General features: G+C 61.1%; 11 protein-coding genes. All 11 read right to left on the reverse strand.

What is annotated here, in order from left to right; genetic code table 11:
* Positions 1-36: 36 nt before the first annotated feature.
* The 11 genes from ACM5SV_RS33450 to ACM5SV_RS33500 all read right to left on the reverse strand — a co-directional run bounded on the left by ACM5SV_RS33450 (position 37) and on the right by ACM5SV_RS33500 (position 12,770).
* Positions 37-1,215, reverse strand: coding sequence for a phosphoserine transaminase (locus ACM5SV_RS33450; RefSeq protein WP_017995079.1), 1,179 nt, complete (start codon positions 1,213-1,215; stop codon positions 37-39).
* Between the two features lie 188 nt (positions 1,216-1,403).
* Complete coding sequence (locus ACM5SV_RS33455; RefSeq protein WP_012758844.1) at positions 1,404-2,240, reverse strand: outer membrane protein; 837 nt, start codon at positions 2,238-2,240, stop codon at positions 1,404-1,406.
* Positions 2,241-2,533: 293 nt separating this feature from the next.
* The gene (locus tag ACM5SV_RS33460; RefSeq protein ID WP_017995081.1) at positions 2,534-2,773 is read right to left on the reverse strand and encodes a hypothetical protein; all 240 of its coding nucleotides are present in this window, start codon (positions 2,771-2,773) and stop codon (positions 2,534-2,536) included.
* Positions 2,774-3,079: 306 nt separating this feature from the next.
* Positions 3,080-4,432, reverse strand: coding sequence for a phosphoglucosamine mutase (glmM, locus tag ACM5SV_RS33465; RefSeq protein WP_003542705.1), 1,353 nt, complete (start codon positions 4,430-4,432; stop codon positions 3,080-3,082).
* Positions 4,433-4,672: 240 nt separating this feature from the next.
* Positions 4,673-6,604, reverse strand: coding sequence for an ATP-dependent zinc metalloprotease FtsH (ftsH, locus tag ACM5SV_RS33470; protein WP_017961979.1), 1,932 nt, complete (start codon positions 6,602-6,604; stop codon positions 4,673-4,675).
* Positions 6,605-6,700: 96 nt separating this feature from the next.
* Positions 6,701-8,041 carry a tRNA lysidine(34) synthetase TilS gene (tilS, locus tag ACM5SV_RS33475; protein ID WP_222014704.1) on the reverse strand — a complete coding sequence of 447 codons (1,341 nt, stop codon included), beginning with the start codon at positions 8,039-8,041 and terminating at the stop codon, positions 6,701-6,703.
* Between the two features lie 11 nt (positions 8,042-8,052).
* Positions 8,053-9,039, reverse strand: coding sequence for a tol-pal system protein YbgF (ybgF, locus tag ACM5SV_RS33480; protein WP_012758848.1), 987 nt, complete (start codon positions 9,037-9,039; stop codon positions 8,053-8,055).
* Between the two features lie 163 nt (positions 9,040-9,202).
* Positions 9,203-9,736: a peptidoglycan-associated lipoprotein Pal gene (gene pal, locus ACM5SV_RS33485; protein WP_012758849.1), complete on the reverse strand. Its 534-nt coding sequence runs from the start codon at positions 9,734-9,736 to the stop codon at positions 9,203-9,205.
* 152 nt (positions 9,737-9,888) lie between these two features.
* Positions 9,889-11,196: a Tol-Pal system beta propeller repeat protein TolB gene (tolB, locus tag ACM5SV_RS33490; protein ID WP_012758850.1), complete on the reverse strand. Its 1,308-nt coding sequence runs from the start codon at positions 11,194-11,196 to the stop codon at positions 9,889-9,891.
* A 20-nt stretch (positions 11,197-11,216) separates the two neighbouring features.
* Positions 11,217-11,630: a TonB C-terminal domain-containing protein gene (locus tag ACM5SV_RS33495; protein ID WP_017995084.1), complete on the reverse strand. Its 414-nt coding sequence runs from the start codon at positions 11,628-11,630 to the stop codon at positions 11,217-11,219.
* Complete coding sequence (locus ACM5SV_RS33500) at positions 11,631-12,770, reverse strand: hypothetical protein (protein ID WP_012758852.1); 1,140 nt, start codon at positions 12,768-12,770, stop codon at positions 11,631-11,633.
* Positions 12,771-12,776 lie beyond the last annotated feature (6 nt).

The following is a 12,776-nucleotide window of genomic DNA, read 5'->3' on the forward strand; positions in this document are numbered from 1 at the left end:
GGGCTCCGCCCTGTGGCGGAGCCGGATGCGATCGCCTCAGGCAGCAGCCTGGGTGAACTGCGCCTTCTGCGTTTCGAAGGCCCAGGAAAGCCAGGGCATCAGCTTCTGCATGTCGGATGCCTCGATCGTGGCGCCGGCCCAGATGCGCAGGCCGGATGGCGCGTCGCGGTAATGGCCGACGTCATAGGCGACACCTTCCTTTTCCAGCAGGCCGACCAGACCCTTGGCGAAATTCGCCTGGCCGTCGTCGTCAAGCGCTGCGATGTCCTTGTCGACGATCTTCAGGCAGACGGAGGTGTTGGAGGCCGTCTCCGCCTTGACGGCGAGATTGGCGATCCAGTCGTTTGCCGCAACGAAATCGTGGATGACCTTGGCATTGGCATCGGCACGCGCGATCAGCCCCTTGAGGCCGCCGAGTTGCTTGGCCCAGACAAGCGCATCGATATAGTCTTCGACGCAGAGCATCGACGGCGTGTTGATCGTCTCGCCCTGGAAGATGCCTTCCGTCAGCTTGCCGCCCGAGGTCATGCGGAAGATCTTCGGCAGCGGCCAGGCCGGGGTGTAGGTGACCAGACGCTCGACGGCGCGCGGCGAAAGAATGATGACACCGTGGGCACCCTCGCCGCCCAGAACCTTCTGCCAGGAGAAGGTGACGACGTCGAGCTTGGCGAAATCGAGTTCCTGTGCGAAAGCGGCCGAGGTGGCGTCGCAGATCGTCAGGCCCTTGCGGTTATCAGGGATGAAATCGGCGTTCGGCACGCGCACGCCCGAGGTGGTGCCGTTCCAGGTGAAGACGACATCACGGTCGAAATCGACGGCGGAGAGATCGGGAAGCTCGCCGTAACCGGCTTCGAGCTTGCGCACATCCTTGAGCTTCAGCTGCTTGACGACATCGGTGACCCAGCCGGCGCCGAAGCTTTCCCAGGCGAGCATATCGACGCCGCGTTCGCCGAGCAGCGACCAGAGCGCCATTTCGACGGCGCCGGTGTCGGATGCCGGAACGATGCCGATTCGGTAATCCGCCGGCACTTCGAGAATTTCACGGGTAAGGTCGATGGCCTGCTTGAGCTTGGCCTTGCCGACCTTCGCGCGGTGCGAACGGCCAAGGGCCGCGTCGGAAAGGGCTTCGAGCGACCAACCGGGGCGCTTCGAGCAGGGGCCAGAAGAAAAATGGGTATTGTGCGGACGGATGTCCGGCTTTGCGGTCTTCGCCATGATGCTATCCTCTCAGATAGAAAGCCCTTCGTTGGGGAAGGGTGTCCCGCCGCCGTGTGTATGGATCCGGCGCGTCATAGTCAAGATCGAAGTGTCGCGGGGGGAACATATTTTGACGCAGGGCGGTAGGGCCGCAATACGAAAAGCCGCCCTGTGGAGGGCGGCTTCTGATGTAAGTGAGATCGGACTTACTTGTAGATCGGCTGCTGCAGCGGGATTTCCGGCGGCGGTTCGTAGCTCGCCTGGGCGCAGCCGCCGAAGAGATAGCGGGCGCCGACTCGGGCTTCGTGGGCGGTGAGACCCTTGTCGCGGCCCGGGCCGCCATTTTCGGCATAGCCGAACATGTTGCCGCCATCGATATGCAGGTAGCGGTAGCCGACATCGGCCTTGATGTTGCAGGTCACGTCGATCGAGGCGCCTGCCATCAGGGCGTAGGTGAAGCGCCAGTTGCCCTTGCCGCCATGGGTGACCTGGTCGTCGCAGAAGCTGCCGTCATCGGCGCAGGCGACGTTGCGCAGGTTCTTCCACTTGACGTAGGAACCGCCGATACCGGCGCCGACATAAGGCGTGACGTAGCCGTAGGTGCCGAGATCGACATAGGCGTTGGCGAGCAGCGTATAGGCGGTCAGCGAGGAGCGGTCGCTCGAGGTGCAATCCACCAGCGGGAAGCCGCACTGCCCGACTGTCGAGCCCTTGAAATCCGCCTGGGTAAGATAGTCGAAGGTCAGATCGGTGCGCAGATAGCTGTTGATCTGATAACCGACACCGCCGCCGACTGTCCATGCGTCGTCCAGGTCGGCGTCGTCGAAATCGACTTCCGTGGCGTTGCTGCCCTGGAAATAGCGGGCGCCGCGCAGATCGGTGAAGGCATAGCCGACATCGCCGCGCAGGTACCAGCCGGTCGCTTCGGTGACCGTCACCTCAGGCGGCTGCTCCGGGATAGGCTCGGCAGGGGCGAGGTCCGCGGAATAGGCGTTTGTCGCGATCAACAATGCGGCGAAGATGCCGGACAAGCTTCTTTTCATGGATCCCACTCCAAAATCTCGTTGCGTCGGCAGGCTCAATCGCCGCCAATCTGGTACGCTTCGTATGGATAATGAATTGGAAACGTTAAAAGCTGCTTAACTATAAATAGGAAGAAACGTTAAGAGAGAGATTGGCGGCAAGTTCCTCGATATAGTGAAGCTCGGCCAAAGGCTGGCAGCCCCGGAATTGCCGAAGACCGCCAGCCGCAACGCCAACAACCCCGCCCCGTCAAATCGCCAAGTCGGTTTCCTTCGCCATCAAATCGGTCGGCTTCACTCGGCGAATCCTACCGTTACCTCCATTGCGTCGCGTTTTCGGCGGCGCAGCCGTACGGTGGCAAGGAAGTGCCAAAGGTCGTTTTGAGCTTGGCGCAGCCCCAGGCATTGATCGGGCCTGGCATGGCATTGTTGAGCGTGATGCCGATTTCATCGTAAGGGCTGTCGGTATTCGTAATGTAGCGATACCAGCGGAAACCGGTAAAGACGACGAATGCGAGAGCGATCGTCAGCAGCAGGCGCACCAATTTTTTCATGATATTTCCTTTGAATGCAAACGCCGCCGTGTAGCATCCGCATGTGGAGGTTGACAGCGCCGTCACCAAGACATCGGCAAATTTCCGTGGATGCCGTCTCAGTGCCCACTGCGCCCCGACATGCCGCGGCTGCGAGGCTTGCTCCCTATCGGAAGCCAAGCTGGCAAGTCACTGACATGTTGTCTTCGGAAGGGCGGAAACGGTTCCCGCGGGAAGTCGATCTGGAGTGGATCTTCTAACCGAAGGCGCCAATAACGAAAAAGCCGGCACTTGCGTACCGGCTTTTGACGTTTCGTCCCGAAAAAATCAGGCGGCGGTCCGGACGTTCGAGATCGTGCCGATCAGTTCGTTGACGATGCGCTCGATCTGGGCTCGGTCGTCACCCTCGGCCATGACGCGGATCAGCGGCTCGGTGCCCGAGGGGCGGATGACGAGGCGGCCGTTCCTGGCGAGTTCAGCTTCGGCGTCGGCGATCGCCTTCTGCACCTGGATATCCTCCAGCGGCTTTCCACCGCTGATGCGGACATTGCGCAGCAGCTGCGGCACCGGCTCGAAGCGGCGGCAGACCTCGCTGACAGTTCTTCCGGTGCGCTTGACCGCGGCCAGGATCTGCAGCGCCGCGACAAGACCGTCGCCGGTCGTGCCGTAATCCGAAAGCACGATGTGGCCGGACTGCTCGCCGCCGACATTGTAGTTGTGCTGGCGCATATGCTCGACGACGTAGCGGTCACCGACCTTCGTCCGGGCAAGGCCGAGACCCTTGTCATCGAGGAAACGCTCGAGGCCGAGATTGGACATGACGGTCGCAACGATACCATTGCCGCGCAGCTGCTGGCTCTCGGCCCAGCTCTCGGCGATGACGGCCATCAGCTGGTCACCGTCGACGATCGAGCCGTTCTCGTCGACGATGATGACGCGGTCCGCATCGCCATCGAGGGCGATGCCGATATCGGCGCGCACCTCGTCGACCTTCTTCTGCAACGCGACGGGGCTGGTGGAACCGCAATTGAGATTAATGTTGGTGCCGTTCGGCTCGTTGCCGATGGTGACGACCTCGGCGCCGAGCTCCCAGAGCACGGCCGGCGCCACCTTGTAGGCAGCCCCATTGGCGCAATCGATGGCGATCCTCAGGCCCTGCAGCGTCACGTCGCGCGGCAGCGTGCGCTTGGCATGTTCTATATAGCGGTCATGCACGCCGTCGACGCGCTTGGCGCGGCCGATATCGTCGGATTTGGCAAGCTGCGCGTTCAGGTCCTTTTCGAGCAGATCCTCGATCTCGGCCTCGATGTCGTCTGAAAGCTTGTAGCCGTCAGGGCCGAAGAGCTTGATGCCGTTATCCTCGTAAGGATTGTGCGAAGCGGAGATCATCACGCCGAGATCGGCGCGCAGCGAGCGCGTCAGCATGGCAACAGCTGGTGTCGGGATCGGGCCGAGAATAAAAGCATCGAGGCCGGCGGCCGTGAAGCCCGCGACCATGGCGTTCTCCAGCATATAGCCGGAAAGGCGCGTATCCTTGCCGATGACGACGCGGTGGCGGTGGTTGCCGCGGCGGAAGATCGTGCCGGCGGCAATGCCGACCCGCATGGCGAGATCCGGCGTCATCGGGAAGACGTTGGATTGGCCGCGAATGCCGTCCGTACCGAAATAGCGTCTTTTCATCTGCACTCCTGTGCTTTCCGCGCGCCATTCAAGGCAGCGCACCGTTCCAAGCGAATCCGGCTTCAGTGGAATGTCGTCAATCCAGCAGCGTGATTCATGCTTGCCTCAATTCAGCGGAATGCCACAAAATGCGGCGAACGGCACGTAAATTAGCAAGAAAAATGATTATATCCCGTTACCAATGGAAAAGGCCGGATCTCCACTTCGGAAATCCGGCCTTGTTCAAGGGAGTGCCACTGTTCAATGCGGCTGCGGTTCGAGGCCGCCTTCGGGCTCGTCACCCTTGGTGGCAGGCCGTGCGCCGGCCTTCGGAACGGCTGAGCCGCGGCTTGGCGGCGAATCATCCCCAAGATCGCGGGAAGGCTTTTCGCCGCGGATCAGCGCCTTGATCTCTTCGCCGGTCAGTGTCTCGTATTCGAGCAGACCTTCGGCAAGCACGACAAATTCATCGTGCTTTTCCGTCAGGATCGTGCGGGCCTGCGTATAGGCTTCGTCGATCAGGCGGCGCACTTCATTGTCGATCTTCTGCGCGGTTGCTTCCGAAACATTCTTCGACTGCGAAACCGAGTGGCCGAGGAAGACTTCCTGCTGGTTCTCGCCATAGGCGACCTGACCGAGCTGATCGGAAAAGCCCCACTGCGTGACCATGGCGCGGGCAAGCTTCGTGGCCTGCTCGATGTCGGAGGAGGCACCCGAGGTAATGTTCTCCTTGCCGAAGGTGAGCTCTTCGGCAACGCGGCCGCCCATCATGATGCAGAGGCGTGAGACCATCCACTTGTAGCTCATCGAGTAGCGGTCGCCCTCGGGAAGCTGCATGACCATGCCGAGCGCACGGCCGCGCGGAATGATCGTCGCCTTGTGCAGCGGATCGGCGACGGCGACATTGAGCGCGGTCATCGCGTGTCCGGCCTCATGGTAAGCGGTGAGCTTCTTTTCCGCCTCGGTCATCGCAGAGGAGCGGCGCTCGGCGCCCATCATGATCTTGTCCTTGGCGTCCTCGAATTCCTGCATGGTGACGACGCGCTTGTTGCGGCGGGCGGCCATGAGGGCGGCTTCGTTGACGAGGTTCATCAGGTCGGCGCCCGAGAAACCGGGCGTACCGCGGGCGAGGATCTTGAGATCGACATTCGGCGCCAGCGGAACGTTGCGGGCATGCACCTTGAGAATGCGTTCGCGGCCGACGATGTCGGGGTTCGGCACCACGACCTGACGGTCGAAACGGCCGGGACGCAGCAGCGCCGGGTCGAGAACGTCGGGACGGTTGGTAGCGGCGATCAGGATCACGCCTTCATTCGCCTCGAAGCCGTCCATTTCGACCAGCAGCTGGTTCAGCGTCTGCTCGCGTTCGTCATTGCCGCCGCCGAGGCCGGCGCCGCGATGGCGGCCGACGGCGTCGATTTCATCGATGAAGATGATGCAGGGCGCATTCTTCTTCGCCTGCTCGAACATATCGCGCACGCGGCTTGCGCCGACGCCGACGAACATTTCGACAAAGTCGGAGCCCGAAATGGTGAAGAAGGGCACGTTGGCTTCGCCGGCGACCGAGCGGGCGAGCAGCGTCTTGCCGGTGCCCGGAGGACCGACGAGCAGCACGCCGCGCGGGATCTTGCCGCCGAGACGCTGGAACTTCTGCGGATCACGCAGGAATTCGACGATTTCCTCGAGATCCTGCTTGGCCTCGTCGACACCGGCAACGTCTTCGAAAGTCACGCGGCCATGCGCTTCGGTGAGCAGCTTGGCCTTGGACTTGCCGAAGCCCATCGCCCCGCGTGAGCCGCCCTGCATCTGCCGCATGAAGAACAGCCAGACGCCGAGAATCAGAAGCATCGGCAAAAGCGTGCCGAGATAGCTGAGGAAACCCGAAGAGCCGTCCGTTTCAGGACGGGCGGAAACCAGGACATTCTTCGACTGCAGGCGATCGAGCAGACTGTCGTCGATCACAGGCGAATAGGTCTGGAAGGTGGTGCCATTTTCAACATAGCTTCCGGAGAGACGGTTGCCCGTGACCACGACATCCTTCACGCGGCCCGCATCGACCTCACGCAGAAACTGCGAATAAGGGATTTCGCGGGAGCCCGTCTGCGCCGGCGCCGTCTGAAACATACTGAAAAGGGCGATCAGCAGAAGCGCTATGATCGCCCACAAGGCGAAATTACGTAAGTTAGGGTTCATTGAACTCCCCAGCATGGAACAGCCGCCTCATGGCGACCGTCTTATTCGTATCTAACATAGGGTTGCGCCGTGCGATTGCCAAGGCGACACCCCAGGTCAGATGGTTTTTCCGTCAATACTTCTTAAAGGCAGCCTCGCATAGGGCGCCGTCGCGAAAACCGCCGAAAGCCTATTGGCAAAGATGAAGTCAAATCGTGTCAAAAAGCGGTCGAAGGGTGCGAAATAGGGTGTTAGTTCGACCATGCGGGCGGATTGCTCAGATAAAAGGTTTTCTTCTGCGGATAAAACCGGCGCCGCAGCGATGGCGCGCTTCAGTGCACCCTTGGGAAGGTAATGCATACGCCCCCTCGTTCCTGTGCTTGTCACAGGTGGAGTGGCGGCCTCGACCACTATCGATGTGGACAAACCATTTCGCGCAGAAAACCTTCCATCCCAAACCCCAGCCTCTCCCGGCTGCAATAGCAAAGGCAATATCCCCCGGCTTTCGCGGGCCAGATAAAGCCCGTCACGCCTGAGATCGAACACCACTCTGCCAGCGGTCATCCGTCCCGGCTCACTGCCGGTGACAAATGCGAGGACACGCTCCATCTGCGCCCTCCCCGGCGCAAACGGCTGCCCACCGAAAACAGCTGCCAGACGGCCGAGTGCATAATCGAGGACTGCCCGATCCTGCCTCAACCCGTCAGGCATCACCTGCCCGAGCAGGCCGCCGTGAAGCCGGAAATGACGATCCAGCCATTCGGCTCCTTTGGACGATAGAGCCAGTCGCTCTTCGCAGGCCGCTTGGATAGTCCTCTCGACACCTGCAGCGACCGAAAGCTGCCGGCGTATCCGCACGCGCTCGTATGTCACATCTTCGTTACTCGGATCGTCGAGCCACGGCACGCCCCGCTCTTTGAGGAAAGAGCGGATATCTGTCCGGCTGGAAAAAAGAAGCGGCCGCAGTATCCAGAAACGCCGCTCGAAGAGCACCGCATCCGCAATGCCGGTCGAGACTTGCTCTGTTCTGATGCTGCGCATCTGCAGTGTTTCGCGCTGGTCGTCGAACGTATGCCCCGTGACGATGAGATCGGCTTTGAAGTCATTAGCGACGGTGGCAAGCAAGCCATAACGTGCCTCTCGGGCCGCAGCCATGATGCCGGTTTTCGGCTTGTCGCCCTGCCAGGTCATAATGCTGTGGGTAATACCGAGCGATGCGCAGAGGGCTGCGACTTCGCGCGCCTCGTCTGCGGAACCGGCGCGCAACGCATGATCGACGGTTGCAGCGCAAAGGGAAATCTTGAGATGGGGCGCGGCCTTCACGGCTTCATCGAGGAGGAGAAGCAGGCCGGTGGAATCGCTGCCGCCTGATATCGCGACGAGAATGCGCGCGGGGCTTTGAAGCGACGTGAGAAACTGGAGGATCGCCAGTTGAGGCGATGCGGCTTCCGGAGACATCCCGGAAGACCTTAGCAGGCGAGGCGCTTCTGTTCGCTCGCAACCTTGCTTATGACGGCGCGAGAGGCCTTCGGATAACGCTTCGACACTTCGCGCAGCGTCGCGCAGGCCGTCTCGGTATTGTCGAGGGCGGCAAGCGACATGCCGAGCTTCAACAGCATTTCCGGCGCCTTTTCCGATGTGCCGTATTTCTGATGCGCATTGAGGAAGGTCTTGGCCGCCTCATTGTACTTGCCCTGCGAATAGAGCGCTTCGCCGAGCCAGAAATTGGCGTCCGCTGCCCGCGCGCTGCTCGGGTAGTGGGTGATGTACTGCGTGAATTCCTGCTCGGCCGTGCTGTAATCACCGGATAGCACGTGGCCATAAGCGGCCTTGTACTGGTCGGCCTCGCTGCCGAGCGAGGCGGTCTGCTGCGGCGTTTTGGTGTTGGCATCGGGGATCGGCCCGGAACCGATCGTGGCATTTTCGTCGACACTTCCGCCGATCGGATTGCCGTTCTGATCGAAATCGATCGAGCCGAGCTCCTTCGGCGGCTGGCCGAGACCGCTATTCTCAGGCACGCTGGTGGAGGGAGCCGTTTCGGCTCCCTGCGGTGCTTGGATCACCTTGGCAATATCGTCGCCGCCGGAGGCTGCCGGAGCGGCATCTGTCTCGCTCTTCTTGACAGGGGCCTTGGCGCCGCCGCCGGCACCGGTCTTTTCGAGCTGCTGGAAGCGGAATTCATTGTCTTCCTGCTGCTTGCGGATCGTCTCCTGCATCTGCAGAAGCTGAAAGCTCATCTCTTCGATCCGGCCGTTCAGCTGCCGCAACTGCTCTTCGAGCTGCTGCACGCGGACCTCTGCATCGCCGCTCTGCACCTTGATGACGGGCGCCGCCGCCTGGTTTTCCGCGGATCGGCCGCCGAGATGTAGCCCGAAGAAGGAGGCCGAATAGGCCACCCGTTCGCTTCCGGTCACAGCCGCGAGGCAGAGCATGCCTGCCACGACAAATTTCTTCATATGTATCGTCCTGTCCCAGTGATTCTTCGCACCTCGATGGCACGAACAGGAGATTTTTCCAATTGCTTTCAAAAAGCAACGGAGTCTGGCCAAAGTGTGGTCAAAAAGAAAAGGCGGCCCCACGCGGGACCGCCTTTCGAAAAAGCGAATTGTTGCTCGGCAATTACATGCCGGCGCCGCCAAGCACGGTAACCGCGCGGCGGTTCTGCGACCAGCAGGAAATATCGTCGCAGACGGCGACCGGACGTTCCTTGCCGTAGGAAATCGTCTTCAGGCGCTGCGCCGGGACGCCGCGCGAAGCGAGATAGTCCTTGGCGGCAGCCGCACGGCGGGCGCCGAGCGCGAGATTGTATTCGCGCGTGCCGCGTTCGTCGGCATGGCCTTCGACGGTGATCTGGTAATTCGGGTAGCGGCCGAGCCACTGGGCCTGACGGTCGAGCGTCTGCGAGGCATCGGCGCGGATCGACGAGGAGTCGGTATCGAAGAAGATGCGGTCGCCGACATTGACCGTGAAGTCCTGGGCCGAGCCCGGCGTTGCAGCGCCGCCAGCACCGCTGCCGAGGCCGAGGTCGCCGGCGCTGTTCGGCGGCTTCTTGGCGCAGCTTGCGAGCGCGAGGCCGGCGATAAGCGCGATCATGACGGGGTTGCGGGCGAAATTCTGCATGCGGCTCATTGCCGGGGTATGAATTCGGCTCATGGCCGGTCTCCTTGCGATTTCATCAGGGTTTCCGGACAGTAACCGCACTCGGTTAACCGCCCCTCAAAGATTATGGTTAACAATTTGCTACTTTGTCCCTTGGCCGCTCGGTTCCATGACTTTGGGGCGACAAGAAGGCAGCAGCGCATCGCCTACTCCATAAGCGGCGACCAGGCGGGGTCGGAGCCGTAGGTCGGCGTCTTCACGAGCTGCTCGTTGTAACCGGTCAGATCGATCGAATAGAGCTGCGGACCGCCCGACCCCGCCGCCTGGCGGAAGAACATCAGCACACGGCCGTTCGGCGCCCAGGTCGGGCCCTCATTATGGAAGCCGGTCGTCAGGATGCGCTCGCCGGACCCATCCGGCTTCATTACGCCGATCGAGAACTTGCCGCCAGCCTGTTTGGTGAAGGCGATGAGATCGCCGCGCGGCGACCAGACCGGCGTCGAATAAGAGCCGTCGCCGAAGGAAATACGGGTCTGGCCCGAGCCATCGGCATTCATCACGTAGATCTGCGGCTTTCCGCCGCGGTCGCTTTCGAAGCTGACGCGCGCGCCGTCAGGCGAATAGGAGGGCGACGTGTCGATCGCCGCCGTCGAGGTCAACCGCGTCGTCGTGCGCGAGCGCAGGTCCATCGTATAGATGTTGGAATTGGCATCCTGCTGCAGGCTCATGATCACCTTTTGACCATCAGGCGAAAAGCGCGGCGAGAATGTCATGCCGGGGAAATTGCCGACGACCTCGCGCTGCCCGGTTTCCAGCTGAAGCAGATAGACCCGCGGCTGCTGGTTGGCAAAGGACATGTAAGTGACTTCCTGCCGGCTCGGCGAGAAGCGCGGCGTCAGCACGAGATCGCTGCCATCCGTCAGCATCCGCACGTTGAAGCCATCCTGATCCATGATCGCCAGCTGGCGCTTGCGCTGCTGCTTGGTGCCGGATTCGGAGACGAAGACGACACGGGTGTCGAAATAACCTTCCTCACCAGTGATCTGCTTGTAGATCGCATCGGCGATGATGTGAGCCACACGGCGCCAGTTCTCCGGCTGCGTATAAAACTGCTGACCGGTCATCTGCTGCCCGGCGAACGGGTCCCACAGCCGGAATTCGGCGCGAAGACGGCCATCCGCTTCCTTGGTAACCCGGCCGGTAACCAGCGCCTGTGCGTTGATGACCTTCCAGTCCTCGAAGCGCGGCGAAGCGTCGGGATTAGAAATCTTCTCGATGAAGGCGGTTTTGTTGATGGGTGCGAAGAGACCGGACCGCTGCAAGTCGGCGGCGATGACTTGCGAGACCTGCGCCCCCATGTCGCCCTGGAAGTCAGTCACCGCAATCGGCATCGGCTGGACATTGCCTTTTCGGATGTCGAGGGTGACCAGCGCGTTGGCCGGCGTTGCAAAGACGGCAGCGGTCATCAGACCCACTGCAACCAAAATGGCGCGGAAAAAGGAACACTTTGTCATACCAAACAGCCTTTCAGCATCTATGGAGTCGGATCGCCGGATTCAAAGTGCAGGACGACCTCGTTCCAGGATTCGTATTTTTCTTTCGGGGGCATCGGGAATGGCGACGAGCGCTGTACCGCCCGGAGAGCCGCAGCCGACAGGCCTTCTCGAGCAGCTTCTTTGCCGCCCGAGGCTGTTACCTCGGGTGAACCAACGATCGCCCCATTCTTGTCGAGCCGCAGATGGACGGTGATCACAACTCTGCCGCCCCTCGCCTGCCCGGGAGGAACATTGAAGGAGGAAGCAATTGCGTGCTGTAAATCCATGGCTGACTTCTTGTAGGTCGCCGCGTCGACCGACTGTGCTAACGCCTCAGGCGCACAAGCCAGAATCGCTCCAAGCATGCTGGCGGCTGCAAAAGACTTGTTGCCATGGGACAGATCCGTCAGCATCTAGATTCCCATAGAACTCGGATCGAAATTCAGGTCGAACTCATTCCAAGCCTCATACTTGTCCTTCGGAAGCATCGAGAAAGGGGCGGACTTCATGACAGCTCTATAGGCCCCGCCTTCCAACGCACGGCGTGTGGCATCGCTGCTACTGCCGCCCGATGATTCGACTTCTGGCTGACCAATAATATTACCATCCTTGTCGAGTTTCATGTGCACCTTGATGACCATGCCGGAAAGGCCTTCCATCCCCGGGGTGACAAGCCAATTGCCCTCGATCAAGCCGCGCACCGCATCTTCTTCGCTCTGGCTGAGCTTGGAACCACCGTTGCTCTTCTTCGCACCGAGCGATGCCTCCTGCGTCGAACGCTTGGCGCCGCCAGCGGAAGGGTCGGTCTTGTTCAGCAACGCCGCAACCTCGTCGGCATTGAAGTCGCTCTTCATCGCCGAAGCAGATTTCGCCGTTTCCTGCTTCTTGTCCGCCTTCTTCTTGTCGGTCGGCACGTCGGCGGTCTTCGGCTGGTCCGGGGTCTTTTCCGGAGGCTTTTCGGCGGGCTTCTGCGGTTCCGGCGGCTTTACCTGTGGCTTGGCGACTGGGGTCGGCACATTGTCCGGCAACGCCTCGGCGTCGGGCTTCGGCGGTTCCTCCGGCTTGGCCTGCTCTTCCGGCGGTTTTTCCTCCGGCTTCGGCGGCGTCACTTCGACGGGCTTCGGCGGCGGAATGGAAGCCACTTCTTTCGGCTGCTCGACTTCCGTTTCCTCCTTGACGATGTCCTTGACATCATTCGGCTTCGGATCGGTCTTCGGCATCGGCTTTTCGCTCGAATTCGCCGCGGCAGCTTCGCTATTGCTCGGCTTGGCGTTCGGCACCGGCGGCGTCTTCAGGTCGACATTGTTGTCTCCGGCGTTCTCCGCCGGTTGCGCGATCGGCGGCCGCGTCGTCGGCACGGGCGCGGAAATCTCCTTCTTCGGAGCCTTCTTGTCGCCTTGCTGCATCTGGGTAATGGATTCCACCGGCACCAGATCGACCGGCATCGCCTCGAAATCCTCTACCTTGAAGGATTCCGGAGCGCCGAGCGACACCATCGCCCAGGTGAGCACCAGGCCGTGCAAAACAGCAGATGTGATGACACTGGCCTTCATTTTGAG

The organism is Rhizobium sp. CRRU65 (genome assembly GCF_048551595.1).
GTDB classification, from domain to species: Bacteria; Pseudomonadota; Alphaproteobacteria; order Rhizobiales; family Rhizobiaceae; genus Rhizobium; species Rhizobium leguminosarum_J.

Bases quoted from the DNA above. Each gene is read 5' to 3' on its own strand.
- ACM5SV_RS33450 (WP_017995079.1), bottom strand. From the start codon at position 1,215: ATGGCGAAGACCGCAAAGCCGGACATCCGTCCGCACAATACCCATTTT.
- ACM5SV_RS33455 (WP_012758844.1), bottom strand. From the start codon at position 2,240: ATGAAAAGAAGCTTGTCCGGCATCTTCGCCGCATTGTTGATCGCGACA.
- ACM5SV_RS33460 (WP_017995081.1), bottom strand. From the start codon at position 2,773: ATGAAAAAATTGGTGCGCCTGCTGCTGACGATCGCTCTCGCATTCGTC.
- glmM (WP_003542705.1), bottom strand. From the start codon at position 4,432: ATGAAAAGACGCTATTTCGGTACGGACGGCATTCGCGGCCAATCCAAC.
- ftsH (WP_017961979.1), bottom strand. From the start codon at position 6,604: ATGAACCCTAACTTACGTAATTTCGCCTTGTGGGCGATCATAGCGCTT.
- tilS (WP_222014704.1), bottom strand. From the start codon at position 8,041: ATGTCTCCGGAAGCCGCATCGCCTCAACTGGCGATCCTCCAGTTTCTC.
- ybgF (WP_012758848.1), bottom strand. From the start codon at position 9,039: ATGAAGAAATTTGTCGTGGCAGGCATGCTCTGCCTCGCGGCTGTGACC.
- pal (WP_012758849.1), bottom strand. From the start codon at position 9,736: ATGAGCCGAATTCATACCCCGGCAATGAGCCGCATGCAGAATTTCGCC.
- tolB (WP_012758850.1), bottom strand. From the start codon at position 11,196: ATGACAAAGTGTTCCTTTTTCCGCGCCATTTTGGTTGCAGTGGGTCTG.
- ACM5SV_RS33495 (WP_017995084.1), bottom strand. From the start codon at position 11,630: ATGCTGACGGATCTGTCCCATGGCAACAAGTCTTTTGCAGCCGCCAGC.
- ACM5SV_RS33500 (WP_012758852.1), bottom strand. From the start codon at position 12,770: ATGAAGGCCAGTGTCATCACATCTGCTGTTTTGCACGGCCTGGTGCTC.